Genomic DNA, 14,491 nt, shown 5'->3' with positions numbered 1-14,491 from the left:
GTGCTTGTCCCTTCCTGCGATCCGCCGTCCAGAACAGACGGGTACGGCGTGACGGATGCAAGAGCCGGATGGGGAAAACAATTGCGACTGCCTGATTTCTTTATCATCGGGGCCGCTAAGGCCGGAACCACCAGCCTTTACGACATGCTGGCCCGCCATCCGGGCGTTTTCCTGCCCAGCCGCAAGGAACCCGAATTTTTTGCCCGCGATGATCTTTATGCCGAAGGGATTGAAAACTATGCTTGGATGTTTGATCCGGCGCGCCCTGACCAGTTGACGGGCGAGGGATCGACCCTTTATTCGCTCAGTCCCCTCTTTCCCGACACGGCTTCGCGGATTGCCCGGCATGTGCCGCAAGCGCGCTTTATCTATGTTCTGCGCCATCCGGTCGAGCGGGCCTATTCCTTCTATATACAGTTGGTGAAGAACTATCAGAACGCCACTGGCGATTATGTCGTGCATCGTCGGTTTGAGGATTTCGTTCTGCCCGAATTTCATGCCAGAGCTGCCCCCCGTGCCAAAGTACTGGCCCCCTTCAACGCACATTTTCCTGACACGCCTGAACTATGCTTAGCGGGCAGCGACTACCTGATGCAGATCCGCGCCTATCTCGCACATGTCCCACGCGAGCGGATGCTGTTCCTAAAATTCGAGGATTTTCGCCGCGACCGGGAAGCAGTGACGAAACGGGTCTGCGATTTCCTGGGCTTGCCGCCCATGGAGGGTCATCCCGCTGAGGCCGGACGGCGCAACGTGTCGCGCGACCATTTCGACCGGTTGGGGGAACAGCTGGCGATGGACACGCTGCGCAACCGGGCCGGGTTGCTTTGGAAATTCCGTGGTATGTTGCCCACAAGCTTACGCCAGCGCCTGCGGGAACGGGCCCTAGCGCGGGCGCCTCGCGTGGAATTCCTGCACGAACCTCCCGCTATGCTGCCGGAGACCCGCGCCTTGCTGGAGCAGCGTTTTGCGGTCCAGATCCCCGAACTCAGCCAGTTGACCGGATTGGATCTGGCGGAATGGGGGCTTGATCTGCCGCGGGACCAAATGCATCCGACCGCGGTTCTGGACGCAAATCGCTTCCCGGCCCTTCGGTAAGCAGCCGCGCCAGCCGCGCGGCCTCGACGCGAAGCGCGAAATCCTGGATCACGGTTTCGCGACCTACCCGGCCCATCCGACGGCGCAGGGCCGGATCCGCGGCCAGCCGTCCGATCGCACGGGCTAGGGCTGCGGCATCACCGGGCGCCACGATCAGCCCATTTTCGCCGTCTGTGACCAGTTCGGGGATGCCCGCAATGCGGGTGGCGACGACCGGCAGGCGACTGGCCATTGCTTCCATCAGTACCACCGGTACGCCTTCGGCGAAACTTGCCAGAACGAAGATGTCGCTCTGGGTCAAATGGGCCGCGACCTCGTCCTGAGACTGGTATCCGGTAAAACGCACCATGTCGCCCAAGGGGGAGGCCATGGCTTCAAGCGCGGCGCGGTCGGGGCCGTCGCCAATCACCGTCAGCCGCAGCTCCGTTCCCGCCGCGCGGGCCTGACTCACCGCCTCCAGCAACACCCGCACGCCCTTCACAGGGGCTAGGCGACCCACGAAGATCAGCCGGACCGGCCCCTGCGAATCGGGATCAGCGCCAGGCCCGACATAGCGTGCCGGATCGACGGCGCAATGGATGATACGCAGCTTCGGCCAATTGGCAGGATCGGCATGGATCATCGCCTGGCTGCGGGCAAAATGGCTGATGCAGGCAACGAAATCGGCAGCGCGGATCTTGCGATCCAGCCGGGCCTGCGGCGCCTCGACCAGGTCGGCGGGTCCGTGCAGGGTAAAGCTGAAAGGAATGTTTAGGAAAGTCGCCGCCAGCAGGGACACCGAGGCACTGGCCCCGGCAAAATGGTTGTGCAGCCGCGCGATATTGCGCCCGTCCAGATGGGCCGCCAGCAGCAGTGCCTCGGCCGCATAGAACAGGTGCCAAGCCAGCCCCCGAAATCCCGGCGGCCGGATCGCCCAGGCTTGGCGCATCATCCGCGCCAAAGCGCGCGGCTGTCCCAGCCCCAGGCGAAGGGTGCGGGCCAGATGGCGGGGCGAACGGGCCGAGGACTGGACATAAAAACTGGTCGCAGCCGCATGACGTTCGTCAGAACCACGCTGATGTTCGGGACCAGAGGCGCGAACCGAACAGGTTTCAATATCAAAGCCCAGGTCGCGCAGGGCCAAAATTTCCCGCAAGATGAAAGTGTGCGAGACGGCGGGATACTGTCCTGTCAGATAGGCAATGCGCAGGCGCGCCTGGAGGTCGGGCATGGAACAGCCGGCATTGGGAAGGCGGATCGGCGCCACCTTGCCGGGAAACCGCGCCCGAGTAAAGCCCGCTGCCGACCGGTGACACCAGATGGAGGAGCGCGAACTATCGTGCTTTCCAATTGCATGAGAGAAGTAGGTAAGAAGTTGTTTATCCGTATCTTTCACGCGCAGACAAATCAAACCCGCTACGCTTCCCCGAGACTTTTTCGTTCCATACCTGATCTTTTGCCCTTTTCGACCTGACGGGTGAAGAACTGCGGCTCCTTGGGGGGTTCGAGGCTCAGATGTTTGGGGCTTTGCTCTAGAAGAAAAGCCAGCGACGTCCTGCCTGATTGCTGGGCGCTAATCAAAAGGCACTGGCACTGAAACGGGCCTGATCGGCCATAGTACGTTCCTGTGGCAGCTTTCCTTAACCGATCGGACATGAGAATTAAGCAAGATCCCGATTCTTTACTTTGCCCGGTCCGGGTTGTCCGGCTTGACCAGGGACCGGTCAGCACCGAAAGTGCCGAAAACGTCCCTGGACCTTGGATTTCTTTCATGTTCCTGTCCCCTGCAGACCCTGTTTCCTGGCCGCAGCATCCCGGCGTGCAACGGGTCGCGGTGATCCGCGAACTTCTAGGCAGGCCGACCGGCAGTTTGCTGGATATCGGCAGCGGCCGGGTGGCGCCGGATTACCCCTATTTGGATCTGGCAGACCGTATCACCTGCATTGACTGGAAGCCCCGCATCATTCCCCCCACCCCAGACAAGATTGAAATTTGCAGCGGGAATTTCCTGGACATGGACATCCCCGAAGCCAGCTACGATGCCGCGATCTGTGCCGATGTCTTCGAACACGTCCCCCTGGAGCAGGAAGCGGCCTTCGCCGCTGCCGCCGTTCGGGTGCTGCGGCCCGGCGGGCTGCTGATCGTCAGCGTCCCTCATGCCGGACGCCATGCTTGGCTGGATCCCTTCCAGGTCAAGCCTGCGATTCACCGGGTTCTCTCCCGACTAGGCCTCTATAGCCGCACGCACAACGGGTCCTGTGACATCCGCAAGGGCCACAAGCATTACGGCGCGGCTGAGATCGAGGCCGCCTTTGCGCCCCTGGTTCCCGTGGCCACGCGCTGTTGGGGCTATCTGTGCGATCCCCTGCTGAGCTGGAGCGAAGGCCTGGGCCACAAGACGGGCATCGCCCCCTTCCGCAGCTGGCTGACGCGGGGCTGCGCGGCGGAATTTGGGCGGGATTACGGACCGGCGTCGTTTAATATGGCTATGGCCCTGCGCAAGGCGCCGGCCGCATGACCGGAACGGATCTGTCCTCTCATCCGGTCCACCGCATCGCCCCTGTTGGCGATCCCTATATGCTGGGCCGCTGGCATCACGACCGCGCCACTTGGAAAGGCTATGTCTTCGAGGCACGGGTGTTCTTGAAAAGTCTGGTCCAGCGGAACGACACGGCGCGGTTCCTGATGCTGGGTCGGCCGCGTTCGGGTACCACTCTGCTCTACCGGCTGCTCAACCAGATCCCTGACATCCATTGCGACGGAGAAGTGCTACACCATGCGGTATTGGACCCACGCGGGTTCCTGAACCGGCTAGCCGGAATTAAATTCAATCGCGCCTGGGGGTGTAAGCTGATCACCTATCAAATGTTCGAAGTGCAGCGCATTCCCGATCACCGCGCCTTTCTGGAGGGGCTCGTGGACGATGGTTTCCGGCTGATTCATATCCGGCGCCGGACCTGGGACCAGTCGCTGTCCCTGTCGGTCGCACAGGCCAGCGATCAGTATCATATCCGTGACCAGCGGCGCGCGCAGATCCGCCACCTGTCGTTGGATCCAGGCCGTTTTGTCGATCAGATCCGATGGAACTTGGCCATGCTGGATTATGAAACCCGTCTCTTGGCGGATCTGCCGCATATGGACGTGAATTACGAAGCCGATCTGAAGCATCCGGCCGATCACCAGCCCACCGTGGACCGGATCTGCAATGGGCTTGGTCTGCCTTCTGCTCCGGTCGCGGCAGATCTGGCACGCACGGCCGAGGCGCACCGGATCGACAACCTGAGCGCATTGCAGGAGGCTGTCTGCGCAGCCGGCCTGGGCCATGTCCTGGAAGACCCAACGGCATGACCCATGTTTCTGACCAAGCTGCCCAGCCACCGGATGGATTTCCCGGCCTTTTGATCGTGCAAACCGGCGATTTTGGTGCTGCTTGGGCGCGCATGACCGACGGCGAACCCGAAACCTATCGCGATCAATACGCATCGCTGCGCTTCGTTGCCGGGCTGGCGCAGGATTTCAACGTCACCACACTGGCGATTTGTGCCCGTCCCCATGACGACCGGCTGGCCCCGCGCCTGCGGTCGATCGGTATTTCGCGTGCGAAAATGGATGGGCGGCAGTCCGCCATGCTTCTGGATCAGCTTGCCCCGGCCCGGCTGATCCTACGCTCCCCTTTTCCGCCCTTGCTGGCCGCGGCCGCACGGCGGGGCGTCCCGACCCTGCCCAGTTTTGCCGACCTCTTCGCCGCAGACGGTCTGCGGGGAAAGCTGCGCGCCTGGCGACTGAGACGGCTGCTGACAGGGCCGCACATTCCGGGCGTTGCCAACCACAGTCTGAACGCCTCGCGTTCAGCCGTAAGGGTGCTGGGCCTTTCCCCCCAACGCGTGATCCCGTGGGACTGGAGCCGGATCCGACCCGAACCCCGCACTAAAACCTCGATACCCGATCCTGTCCAGCCACGCTGCTTCTATGCCGGTGCCCTGAACGAGGCGAAGGGCTTAGGAGACTGCCTGGAGGCCTTGGCGATCCTGCACCGCCGCGGCCTTCAGGCGCGCTTGTCGGTGGCTGGAAGCGGCGATCCGAAACCCTGGGCCGCACGGGCCGCCGCGCTGGGTCTCAGCGATGTTGTGGATCTTCTAGGAATTCTACCCAATGAGCAGGTTCGCACGAACATGGCCGATCATGACCTGGTAATCGTACCGTCGCGCCCCGAATATCCCGAAGGTCTGCCCAACACGATCTACGAAGGGCTGGCCTCGCGCTCTCCCTTGATCCTGTCGGACCATCCGGCCTTTCGGGGGCGTATCGTGGACGGGTCTGGAGGCCTGGTCTTCCGAGCCGCCGATCCGGTATCCTTGGCGGCAGCAGTCGAACGACTGTGCGCAGACTCCGCTCTTTACGCACGGCTCTCGGCTGGAGCCGAAGCTGCGCTTGAATCCCTGCATATTGGACTGGAGTGGTCAGACCTGGTGCGGCTGTTTCTAAACGATCCCGCAAACCACACTGGCTGGGTGGAAAGGCATTCGCTGGCGGGGCTTGGCGTGACCTGACAGGCAACCTGCCCTCGGCCTAGAGCGCGTTGCGTTTACCTGCCCGACAGCGTGCCAGAGAGCCTCGTAGGTTCGCGCGGCGGCTCTCCGGATCAGGGCCTTGAGCTTTGCGAAGGCCATCTCGATCGGGTTCAGATCCGGACTGTAGGGAGGCAAGAACAAGAGCCACGCGCCAACGGCGTTCATGGTCGCGCTGCCTTGGGGCTCTTATGCGATGACAGGTTGTCCAGAATGATCACATCGCCGGGTCGCAGTGTCGGGGCCAGTTGGGTTTCGACATAGAGTTCGAACAGTTCGCGGTTCATGGCACCATTGATTACCCAGGGCGCATCCAGCCGGTCATGGCGCAGGGCGGCGATGAAGGTCTGGGTGTTCCAGTGGCCGAAGGGCGCATGGTCGACAAGGCGCGCGCCTTTTGGAGACCATCCGGTGGTCTTGGCCATGTTCGTCTTCAGCGACGTCTCGTCGATGAAACCGAGGCGCGTCAACGCGCTGCGCATGAACGGCTGGCGTCGTGTGATCCAGATATGGCGTGCCTGCCGGATCTCAGGCCGCTTCTGCTCGAGGGCTTGCAGGTCTTTTTTTTGTGTGTCAGCCCAAGACCGCGCAAAAACCGCCAAACCGAGACACGGTGAATGGCGATGCCGTGATGATCTGCAAGTTCGCCGACCAGGTCGTTCAGGGTCAGATCGGGCTTCGCCTTCATGCGCGCGGTAATGCAGTCCCCCACACCAACCAATTTGCCAAAACCACCACCATGGCCTTGGGCGCGCGGAGCTAACCCGCCCGTCTCGCGCTTCAGGATCACCATGTCGTTGACGAACTTCACCGAAACCCGGAACCGCGCAGCGGCTGAACGGTGCGAGTTCCCTTCCTCCACAAACGCCACAACGCGCTCTCGGAGTGCCATAGGGTGCGGTCTGCCCATATCATCCCTCCACCTGTCATGCAGGCAGGGAATCACAGATCAAGCCACAGGGGTATCCTGAATCGGAAAAGCCGCAACCACACAATTAGGGCGGACCACCGCTATAGCCATAATTGTTGAACGCCCGGAGATCGGCACCATGACCCGAAAGCAGATCGCCAGCCTTGCGGACTTGGCACCGATGACACGGCAGTCAGGTCAGTGGCGCAGCAAGGCATTCATCCAAGGTGGACGCAAGTTTCTACGCGCTCTACATGCCCGCGCTTGTCGCCGCCCGCCATAACCCGGATCTCCGTCAAAGATACCAGACCATGATCAGGGCTGAAGAACCCGCAAAGGTCGCCCTGACCACCATTATGCGAAAGCTGATCGAATTGGCCAACGCACTCGTCCAGAAAGACCGCAAATGGACACCAAACACGGCTTGATCAAGACGGATACTCTAACGCAGCACACATGAAGCCCCTACGAGGGCACAAAGCTCGCCTGCGAAAAGCTCCCACGCCCGGAAGGGGATCAAATAGAAAGCCGCGGTGGACATCTGCCGGCTTCCCCAAGCGCTACCCGCACGGCTAACCATCCCAAGAAGGCTCGGTCCGGGCTGCGCAACCGCGGGCGGCCCGTCGCGACCCACCAAGCCCGCCATTCGGCCTGAAGCGCATAGACATCGGCGCCGGGAGCGATGCTGCGGGCTTTCTCCAGCGTCTCAGGGCGCAGGTGCGGGCCGTCCCCTGGCTCCAACACCGCTACGCGCGGGGTGACGCGCAAAATGTCGCCAGGTTCTTCGGAAAGAATGTAGTCTGGCAGGCGATTTTCGCGGATCATCTCGCGCAGCATAGCGCGAAAAACGCGGATCGGACTGGTCGATCCGGTCTTCTTGGCCAGGGTGCCCACCGAGACCGTCCACTCTGTCTGTCGCCCGCAATGCTTGCGCGCCAGTTCATAGATGCGCCGCTCGAGCGGTTTTCGCATGCGAAAATAGTCGCGGCTCAGCGTCAAGACGGATCGTGACAGGACGGCGTTGAACAGCCATTCCGACAAGGTGATGGTCACCGCGATCATCCGGCCCGCACGGGTCTTGCGGACGATTTCCCAACTTTCGATCAGACCGAAGCCCTGGGTGATTTCCCTGTCGCCCGTCACGATGTTGGTGGTGATGCGGGTGCCCGCCAGCCGCTCGAAGGCGTCGCGCAGCCGCTTGTAGCCATCACCCGAGGTTTCGCGATGAGTGGCCTGCAGCAGGTCATAGGCTCTCAGCGACAGCTTGCGCGACACGGCCCGTCCCTGGTTCAGCGCCGCCATCAACTGGCTGATGCAGAAGATCAGGATGTCGGCGTCGAAGATGGTCGCGCGCCCCTTGACGCTGGGCGTCACGGTCAGCGTGGCGCCGTTGTGGTCATAGCTGACGACCCGGCGGTCGGGACGCGTGGAAAGCGAGAAGATCGGATGTTCCATCGAGGCCAGATCATGCTTGGGCACGGCCGCGAAGAAATCGCAGACGAAAAAATCCTGCACGAGGCCCGTCTCAGCCAGTTGCGCGATGCGGGATGATCCGGCCATGCCTCCTGCCTTTCCTGTAGCGTCCCGCACACAAGGCCTTTGAACAGGTCGAGCAGGCTTCGTCGTTTCATTGACGCCATCCTAGTTATCCACAAGCCGCGCGTCCAGCGAAGCACCGCACAGGAACAGGATCGTTTCGGGGGATCGGATTCAACCAGACGTGGGATCAGAGTCGCCCTTTCGTGGGATCAGATTCAACATAATTTTGGTAGTAACGAACAATATCAAATAATATCAATGATTTGAATAGGAGTCGGTGGGGGGATGACGGTGTCGTAACTTAATACTAACTAGATTCTAACAAAGACAGGCTGATGAAAATGCAACAGAAAGCCTTGGAAGGGCGGAAATTGCTGCGATAAAGCACCAGAAGGTTCTAAAAATGGGTGCATGTATCGCCTTTTTGGGTATGATCCCTCTAAATTATTACATGATGCGGATCTGTGATGGGCAGCCAGGATATTCCTCCTTATTTCAACATCTCGCCGGATCGGGCCTCGTCGATGCTGGGTGATCCGACGGACACTAAGGATCTTGCCAGGATTGCTGCCAATTACCGGAAAGGTCGTCAGGATCTGGTGGGCCGGGGCCTCGAGGAAAGTGGTACCCGCAAGCTGCGGCTTTTCTCGACATGGGAGATCACGCGCTATCTGATTCCGGTCGCCCCACAGCATTTCCGCCGTGTCCTGCGCCAGAACCCCGACCTGCCCCAGGGCAGGTCAGAGACCGAGGGGGGCGCCAAATGGTTCACCCTGGACGAAGTGCAGCGCCTGCGCGCCCACTTCGGGGCCGAAGGGTCGAAGTCCAAGGAATACCTTCCCTATCGCCCCAAGGATCTGCCCGCCAAGATCGTGGCTGTGGCGAACTTCAAGGGAGGGGTCGGCAAGACCTCTACCTGTGCGCATCTGGCCATGTCGGCAGCCCTTGACGGCTACAAGGTGCTGATGATCGACCTGGACAGCCAGGGGTCGCTGTCGTCGATCTTCGGCGCCCAGGCCGAGGATGAATGGCAGACGGTCTTTCCCCTGCTTGCCCGCCATTACGCCGAGACGCTGCGCGCCGACAATCAGCGCCGCATCGACCGCGGCGATCCGCCGGTGGCGCTTGACGACAGCCTGTCGGATGCGCTGAAGATCAAGGCGGGCGACCTGATCCGCCCGACCCATTGGCCGAACATCGACCTGATCGGGGCGCAGCTGAACCTTTATTGGGCCGAGTTCCAGATCCCCGTCTGGCGCATGACCTCGCGCGGCTGGAAGCTGTGGGATGCGCTGACCGACACGCTAGCGGCCGACGGCATCCTAGACCGTTATGACCTGATCTTCCTCGATACCCCCCCGGCGCTTGGATACCTGACCATCAACGGCCTTGCCGCTGCCGACATCCTGCTGGTGCCCTTCGGGGCGTCCTTCCTGGAGTTCGATTCCACCGGGCGGTTCTTCGACATGCTCCATTCCACCTTCGCCAGCATCGAGGACAGCGAGAATACTGCCGCCCGGGCCCTGGGCCGCGAGGAGCTGCATTTCGAATGGGACGCCGTGCGGGCCGTGCTGACGCGGTACGATGCCAGCCAGCAGGCGGAACTGGCCGGGCTGATCCAGTCCTATCTGGGTTCGTCGCTGTCGCCGCACCGGCAGGACTTCACCGCGCTAATCGGCCAGGCGGGCGAACAGGTCCATGGCATCTACGAGGCCGATTACCGGGACTTCAACCGCGAAACCTATGCACGGGGCCGAGAGACCTTCGACCGCACCTATGCGGCCTTCAAGTCGCTTCTGCTGGGGATCTGGCGGCGCGAGGAACTGGCAGATAGGGTTTCGCACGCGAAAACGGAAGGGAAAGGCTGATGGCCAAGCGCAAGCGATTGACCGCCCTTGGCATGGTGGGCGATGCGGAAACGAACCCTGCCCCTGCGCCGGTTCCCCCGGTGGCGCGCATCGCCGCCGAGGCTGCGGCGCAGGCGGCGTTGGAGGACTTGGCGGCCGAATTGCGCCAGGCGCGTGACAGTGGGCGGATGGTCCTGGATCTGCCCTTGGCATCGATCAAGGCGACCCATCTTCAACGCGATCGCATGCACATGGATCCCGAGGACATGGCATCCCTGAAGGCCAGCATCCGCGACCGGGGTCAGCAGATGCCGATCGAAGTCGTGGCCTTGGCGGAAGGGAATTACGGCCTGATATCGGGCGCCCGCCGCCTGGCAGCATTGACAGCCCTGACTGATGAAACCGGTGACAGCCGGTTCGCCACCGCCAGGGCGCTGCTGCGTCCCTTCGACGCCGCGCCCGAAGCCTATCTGGCCATGGTCGAGGAAAACGAGATCCGCGCGGACCTGTCCTTTTACGAACGCGGCAGGCTGGCACACGAGGCCGCCCGGCTGGGGGTATTCGAAAGCCCGGCGGCTGCAGTGAAGATGCTGTTCCAGCACGCCCCGGCACCGAAGCGGTCGAAGATCCTGTCCTTCGTGGCCCTGCACGAGGCCTTGGGAACGGTGCTGCGCTTTCCCGAGGCGATTCCGGAAAAGTTGGGATTGGCCCTCGTCAAGGCCATGCAGCAGGATCCGGCTTTGGCGTTCCGCCTGCGGGATTGTCTGGAAACGGCTGCGCCTGACAGTGTCCTGCTGGAACGGCATATCCTGGAAGCAGCGTTGCGTCCCAAACCCGCATCGCAGCCTTTGCCGCAATCCGGGGAAGATCAGGATGATGTGATTGCCGGCATCCGAATAAAGGTACGCCCCGGACGGGTTGTTCTAACCGGCCGGGGCGTGGATGAGGATTTCCTTGTGGCTTTGGCCGACTGGCTGCAAGCGAGATAATAATTTCGCACGCGAAAGTTTCGCGTGCGAAATGTATCAGATCGGATCGTCTGTCACCAGCGGCATCGCCGCCTGAAGGTTGGCCCACAGGGCCTTCAGCGCCGCATCCTGGGTATACTCGATAAAGTCGGCATCGCCCGTGCTGCTGGTTCGGATCTGTCCGCTGCCCTTGCCTGCATCGCTGACCAGCAGGACCACCTCGTCCTTGACGTAATCGAACCGGACCAAGGCATCCCGGTTCTTGCCCAGGCCCGTCACGGAGATGTCGTCGAAGGATCCGATGATCTGGTCGGCATCCAGAAGAACCCAGCTTCCCCCGGCCTTGCCCCAGGCGGACAGATCCACGGACAGATCTCCGTCCAGGCGGATACCGGATGTCACTTTCGTCTCGCCAAACGCCCCTGTCCGAATTTCTGAGATTTTCCCCAGCCCAGACTGGTCAGCGACAAAGGACAAGGTTGCCCCGTTATGAAGCTGCAAAGTGGCAGGTACCTTTTCGTCCGTGCCATCGAAGCCCACCTTGGCTTGGGTGCCAATCACCGCAAGGCTGCTGTCCTTCGCCAGATCGAAGCGGCTCCCTGATGTGGCTAGGACAAGTTGCGCCTTCTGGGACACCGTTGCCTCGGTTTCGCCTGCGAAAGAACCCGTGTTGACCATGCGGCCACCTGTCATGTAGATCTCCAGCCTATCGCTGTCGCGATAGCCGTCGATCCAGATCTGACCCGCCTCCTTGGTTTCCAAAACCGCGCCGCGCGTTCCCGCGGCCATCTCTCCCGTGACCGACAGCTTTCCGGAATTGACGCTCAGATGACCGGCATCGCCGAAGTCGAAGTGATCGACAGCCAGGGTCTGCCCGCCAAAATGCGCAAGGTTGCCGCCAAGATCGATGCTGTCACCGTTCGAGGGAAGATCGTCCGTGGTCCAGTTCATGCGGTTGTCCCAGCGGATCCCGTCGGCCAGGTCATTGGGAACAAAGCGTAGCGTTTCGGCCTGGGAACGCAGGGTCGTGTCTAGGCCAAAGCCTGCACGGAAAAAGGCGTTGATGACATCTGAATCCACCTCGCCGTCCAGCTTCCCCGTGGCCTGAGCGCGCAGGTAATTGGCCAGATCGGCGATAGTGGCCGTGCTCTTACCCAGAAGGTGCGCCGCGAATTTCTGAATGGTGGTTTCATTCAGAACACCTGTATCCCTCTGGTCGATGGTGTCGCGGCTGGGAGCGTTTCTTTCGATATCCCGCTGGCCGATCCAGTTGTAGATAAGGGTGTCATCATAAAAAAGCTCTATCTTTTCTTTCAACGCATGATGACTGACATATTTTTTAAGAAGTTCACTGGCATTATTAGGGTCGGCTAAATGAGCAATGATGTTGCCGATCATTGTAGTCATTTGGCCGGTATTGACAGCTCCCATTGTCAGCGCACCGCGCGGTCCTTCGGTGACGTCCCGATGGGCGCCCGAGGTGATGACATTGTCAAGAACCAGCGTATAGTTGCCGGTGCCGTATGTTTGCTTGTCTCTGCCGCTCCCGAAGGTAACAGCAGCATTATTGTCCAAGAAGAGGTTGTTTTCAATGACGCCACCTGACCGCACCTGCGCTGCAAAAGAAGCGCTGCGCATGACCATATTGTCGCGCAGGGTCAGGTCGGTATTGTCATAGTTGAGATACAGACCATGACTGTACATGCTGGGCGGCTGGCCACCTGACAGCGATAAATTCGCCTTGTAGTTATCTGCCCAACCAGCGTGGTCAACAAAATTGTTCTCGATCAGCAGGCCATCAACATCATTGGCATAAAAGCCGCTGATGCGGTTGACGTGAGGCTGCCACATGCCCTTGGAAACAGATTCGTCGCGGAAGACGTCGATGATGTCCGAATTGCGTAACGTAAAGTTATCCACATCCTCAGCTGTCAGGGTATCGTGGCGGATGCTCACTTCTTCCAGTAGAAAGTTCTTACCCTTGAAAATTTTTAGGCCGTCGGTAAAGGTTAAATCGCGGATAACAATGTTTGCATTGTTGGAAGTATTATAGATTTGGCTCTTGGTGATAATCGGCCGCTCGCCTTCGCCGTAGGACGAAATCAAGATCGGGTTCAGCGCGCTTTCACCTTGTGTACCGCGATTGACCAAGAATTTGATATCGTCATAGGAATGGCCGCTTTCCAACAAGAGCCAGTGTGAGGAAGGAGCTGCTTTGGACTTGCTTCCAGTGAGAGCACTCCACAAGGTCATGCCGGCAGTCTGGTCCAGGGCCGTGGCTTCGCTGCTGCCGTATTCGGCATGCGCGGCGAGCCACTTGCCGTTGATGGCCGAAACCTTAATACCTTCCATCTTGGCAATGTCTTCCAAGGACAAGGCATCCTGGTCGGCCGAGATATAGACCTTGCGGTGGTTCTCACCATGTTCGACGATGCTGCGGCCTTCGGCGTCGGTTTCAAGGACATAATGTTTCCCGGCGCCCCAGCCAGCTTCCTGCTGGCCTGGCACAACCTTCACCTTAGCGGTCAGAGCCTCGGCCTTGCCATTGCCGTATGTAACCTCATAGCGGAAGGACAACGTGCCCCTCTGGTCAGTCTCCGACAGGACCAGGGCCAGGCTGTTGTCAGGGTTAACCGAGACATGGCCCCAGTCAGCACCTTCCAGGATCCGGACCGACGCGATTTGGCCTTGAGCGTCGCTGGGCAGCAGTGTCGCCACGCGTCCGGCCATGACTGTGGCCTGACCGGACGCCAAGGAAATGGCCGTGCTAGAGGGCAGGGAGGCGGCATCATCGTCTGGCACTGGCAGCGTCGGTCGGGCAGTGCTCAGGATACCGCTATCCTGCGCTAAAACCGCATAATCCTCAATTGGATCGATTTCATTGTTTGCTTCTTCCCAGGTCCCGGCTCCCTCTGGATCCTGAGAGCCCGTCTCTTGATGATCCCCCGCTACGTCCCCAGTCAAATTCGAGGCGGTGGGGATTCCGACGCTGGAGGCGATGGTTTCAGGAATGGATGAGGCAGTCGGACTAACGATCTGTGAGGATTTGACCTCGATGTCTTGGGCACGGGATGGGGTTCCTACAGTCCCGACCAGTCCGGGCAAGGCAACAAGCAGATCGCGCAGCAGCATTATTTGGTTCCTTTGGCGACAGTCGTTTACGGTAAAAGTGAACTGTTTCGTTTAGTTCATCGGAAGATGGAACTGGTCTAAAAGGAACTTAGATTCACAGGCAGAGCAAATATTCAGGTCGGCAATTTATTGCCTTCCCCAAAGGTCAACCAGCCTCTTGAGACAACGTCAAAATAGTCCGAATAGTCTCAAAGACGGACGGCTGGACTACGAATCGCGCTACCCTCCCGCATTCTGCTAGCCTAAGCTGGCCCCAGAGAGTTTTTTACCGTCTTGCTCTTGGCCAGAGGAAGATCTTTCATATCAAGAAAAAATTTACAGCTGGGTCAAATCCTTGACAGTTGCTACCGATAAGCCGATCTGTTCTCAGTTGAGAAATCCTGCATCGATGATTGTCATGGTGTAGGTACCTCTCGTCAGGTAAGTGGTCGGCTCTGAACAACCTTATCC

Annotated in this window: 14 protein-coding genes; 8 read left to right on the top strand and 6 right to left on the bottom strand. The window is 60.1% G+C overall.

Features of this window, described 5'->3' with window-relative positions; translation table 11 throughout:
* Positions 1 to 1,098, top strand: a complete 1,098-nt coding sequence (locus CK944_RS17420) for a sulfotransferase (protein ID WP_158248047.1) — start codon at positions 1 to 3, stop codon at positions 1,096 to 1,098.
* On the opposite strand, the gene CK944_RS17415 is transcribed toward CK944_RS17420, so the two are convergent.
* Positions 989 to 2,308 carry a glycosyltransferase family 4 protein gene (locus tag CK944_RS17415; protein WP_103174353.1) on the bottom strand — a complete coding sequence of 440 codons (1,320 nt, stop codon included), beginning with the start codon at positions 2,306 to 2,308 and terminating at the stop codon, positions 989 to 991. The genes CK944_RS17420 and CK944_RS17415 overlap by 110 nt on opposite strands.
* A gap of 639 nt (positions 2,309 to 2,947) precedes the next feature.
* On the opposite strand from CK944_RS17415, the gene CK944_RS17410 reads away from it, so the two are divergent.
* Genes CK944_RS17410 through CK944_RS17400 form a run of 3 tightly spaced genes read left to right on the top strand, consistent with a single transcriptional unit; the run spans position 2,948 to position 5,627 of the window.
* Positions 2,948 to 3,595 (top strand): bifunctional 2-polyprenyl-6-hydroxyphenol methylase/3-demethylubiquinol 3-O-methyltransferase UbiG, encoded by a 648-nt coding sequence (locus CK944_RS17410; RefSeq protein WP_158248046.1) that lies wholly within the window; start codon positions 2,948 to 2,950, stop codon positions 3,593 to 3,595.
* 59 nt (positions 3,596 to 3,654) lie between these two features.
* The gene (locus CK944_RS17405) at positions 3,655 to 4,425 is read left to right on the top strand and encodes a sulfotransferase (RefSeq protein WP_158248045.1); all 771 of its coding nucleotides are present in this window, start codon (positions 3,655 to 3,657) and stop codon (positions 4,423 to 4,425) included.
* Complete coding sequence (locus tag CK944_RS17400; RefSeq protein WP_103174350.1) at positions 4,422 to 5,627, top strand: glycosyltransferase family 4 protein; 1,206 nt, start codon at positions 4,422 to 4,424, stop codon at positions 5,625 to 5,627. The genes CK944_RS17405 and CK944_RS17400 overlap by 4 nt, the downstream gene beginning before the upstream one ends.
* On the opposite strand, the gene CK944_RS24360 is transcribed toward CK944_RS17400, so the two are convergent.
* The 3 genes from CK944_RS24360 to CK944_RS17385 are packed head-to-tail and all read right to left on the bottom strand — an operon-like array spanning position 5,559 to position 6,456.
* Positions 5,559 to 5,813 carry a transposase gene (locus CK944_RS24360; RefSeq protein WP_103174349.1) on the bottom strand — a complete coding sequence of 85 codons (255 nt, stop codon included), beginning with the start codon at positions 5,811 to 5,813 and terminating at the stop codon, positions 5,559 to 5,561. The genes CK944_RS17400 and CK944_RS24360 overlap by 69 nt on opposite strands.
* Complete coding sequence (locus CK944_RS24215) at positions 5,810 to 6,115, bottom strand: transposase (protein WP_158248044.1); 306 nt, start codon at positions 6,113 to 6,115, stop codon at positions 5,810 to 5,812. The genes CK944_RS24360 and CK944_RS24215 overlap by 4 nt, the downstream gene beginning before the upstream one ends.
* Positions 6,112 to 6,456 (bottom strand): transposase, encoded by a 345-nt coding sequence (locus tag CK944_RS17385; protein WP_192877772.1) that lies wholly within the window; start codon positions 6,454 to 6,456, stop codon positions 6,112 to 6,114. The genes CK944_RS24215 and CK944_RS17385 overlap by 4 nt, the downstream gene beginning before the upstream one ends.
* Positions 6,457 to 6,694: 238 nt before the next feature.
* Here CK944_RS17385 and CK944_RS24035 point away from each other — a divergent pair, with 238 nt between their 5' ends.
* Both CK944_RS24035 and CK944_RS22960 read left to right on the top strand, forming a co-directional pair.
* Positions 6,695 to 6,838 carry an IS110 family transposase gene (locus CK944_RS24035; protein ID WP_239986128.1) on the top strand — a complete coding sequence of 48 codons (144 nt, stop codon included), beginning with the start codon at positions 6,695 to 6,697 and terminating at the stop codon, positions 6,836 to 6,838.
* Positions 6,783 to 6,983, top strand: coding sequence for a hypothetical protein (locus CK944_RS22960; RefSeq protein WP_146038691.1), 201 nt, complete (start codon positions 6,783 to 6,785; stop codon positions 6,981 to 6,983). Before CK944_RS24035 ends, CK944_RS22960 begins: the two co-directional genes overlap by 56 nt.
* An 88-nt stretch (positions 6,984 to 7,071) precedes the next feature.
* On the opposite strand, the gene CK944_RS17375 is transcribed toward CK944_RS22960, so the two are convergent.
* The gene (locus CK944_RS17375; RefSeq protein ID WP_103174346.1) at positions 7,072 to 8,115 is read right to left on the bottom strand and encodes a replication initiator protein A; all 1,044 of its coding nucleotides are present in this window, start codon (positions 8,113 to 8,115) and stop codon (positions 7,072 to 7,074) included.
* A gap of 446 nt (positions 8,116 to 8,561) precedes the next feature.
* Between CK944_RS17375 and CK944_RS17370 the strand changes: the two genes are divergently transcribed.
* Positions 8,562 to 9,962 carry an AAA family ATPase gene (locus CK944_RS17370; protein WP_103174345.1) on the top strand — a complete coding sequence of 467 codons (1,401 nt, stop codon included), beginning with the start codon at positions 8,562 to 8,564 and terminating at the stop codon, positions 9,960 to 9,962.
* On the top strand, positions 9,962 to 10,930 hold the full coding sequence (locus CK944_RS17365) for a ParB N-terminal domain-containing protein (protein WP_103174344.1): 969 nt from the start codon (positions 9,962 to 9,964) through the stop codon (positions 10,928 to 10,930). Before CK944_RS17370 ends, CK944_RS17365 begins: the two co-directional genes overlap by 1 nt.
* Before the next feature lie 36 nt (positions 10,931 to 10,966).
* On the opposite strand, the gene CK944_RS17360 is transcribed toward CK944_RS17365, so the two are convergent.
* Positions 10,967 to 14,041: a right-handed parallel beta-helix repeat-containing protein gene (locus CK944_RS17360; RefSeq protein ID WP_103174343.1), complete on the bottom strand. Its 3,075-nt coding sequence runs from the start codon at positions 14,039 to 14,041 to the stop codon at positions 10,967 to 10,969.
* Positions 14,042 to 14,491: the final 450 nt, after the last annotated feature.

Source organism: Paracoccus sp. SY (assembly GCF_002901215.1).
GTDB lineage: Bacteria > Pseudomonadota > Alphaproteobacteria > Rhodobacterales > Rhodobacteraceae > Paracoccus > Paracoccus acridae.
Note: the sequence above shows the minus strand (reverse complement) of the source record. Positions and strands in the feature narration are given on the sequence as shown.

What these genes read in the sequence shown, in the direction of transcription:
- CK944_RS17375 (WP_103174346.1), bottom strand. Translation starts at nt 8,115, where the DNA reads ATGGCCGGATCATCCCGCATCGCGCAACTGGCTGAGACGGGCCTCGTG.
- CK944_RS17360 (WP_103174343.1), bottom strand. Translation starts at nt 14,041, where the DNA reads ATGCTGCTGCGCGATCTGCTTGTTGCCTTGCCCGGACTGGTCGGGACT.
- CK944_RS24035 (WP_239986128.1), top strand. Translation starts at nt 6,695, where the DNA reads ATGACCCGAAAGCAGATCGCCAGCCTTGCGGACTTGGCACCGATGACA.
- CK944_RS17365 (WP_103174344.1), top strand. Translation starts at nt 9,962, where the DNA reads ATGGCCAAGCGCAAGCGATTGACCGCCCTTGGCATGGTGGGCGATGCG.
- CK944_RS17370 (WP_103174345.1), top strand. Translation starts at nt 8,562, where the DNA reads ATGGGCAGCCAGGATATTCCTCCTTATTTCAACATCTCGCCGGATCGG.
- CK944_RS17405 (WP_158248045.1), top strand. Translation starts at nt 3,655, where the DNA reads ATGCTGGGCCGCTGGCATCACGACCGCGCCACTTGGAAAGGCTATGTC.
- CK944_RS17400 (WP_103174350.1), top strand. Translation starts at nt 4,422, where the DNA reads ATGACCCATGTTTCTGACCAAGCTGCCCAGCCACCGGATGGATTTCCC.
- CK944_RS17415 (WP_103174353.1), bottom strand. Translation starts at nt 2,308, where the DNA reads ATGCCCGACCTCCAGGCGCGCCTGCGCATTGCCTATCTGACAGGACAG.
- CK944_RS24360 (WP_103174349.1), bottom strand. Translation starts at nt 5,813, where the DNA reads ATGAACGCCGTTGGCGCGTGGCTCTTGTTCTTGCCTCCCTACAGTCCG.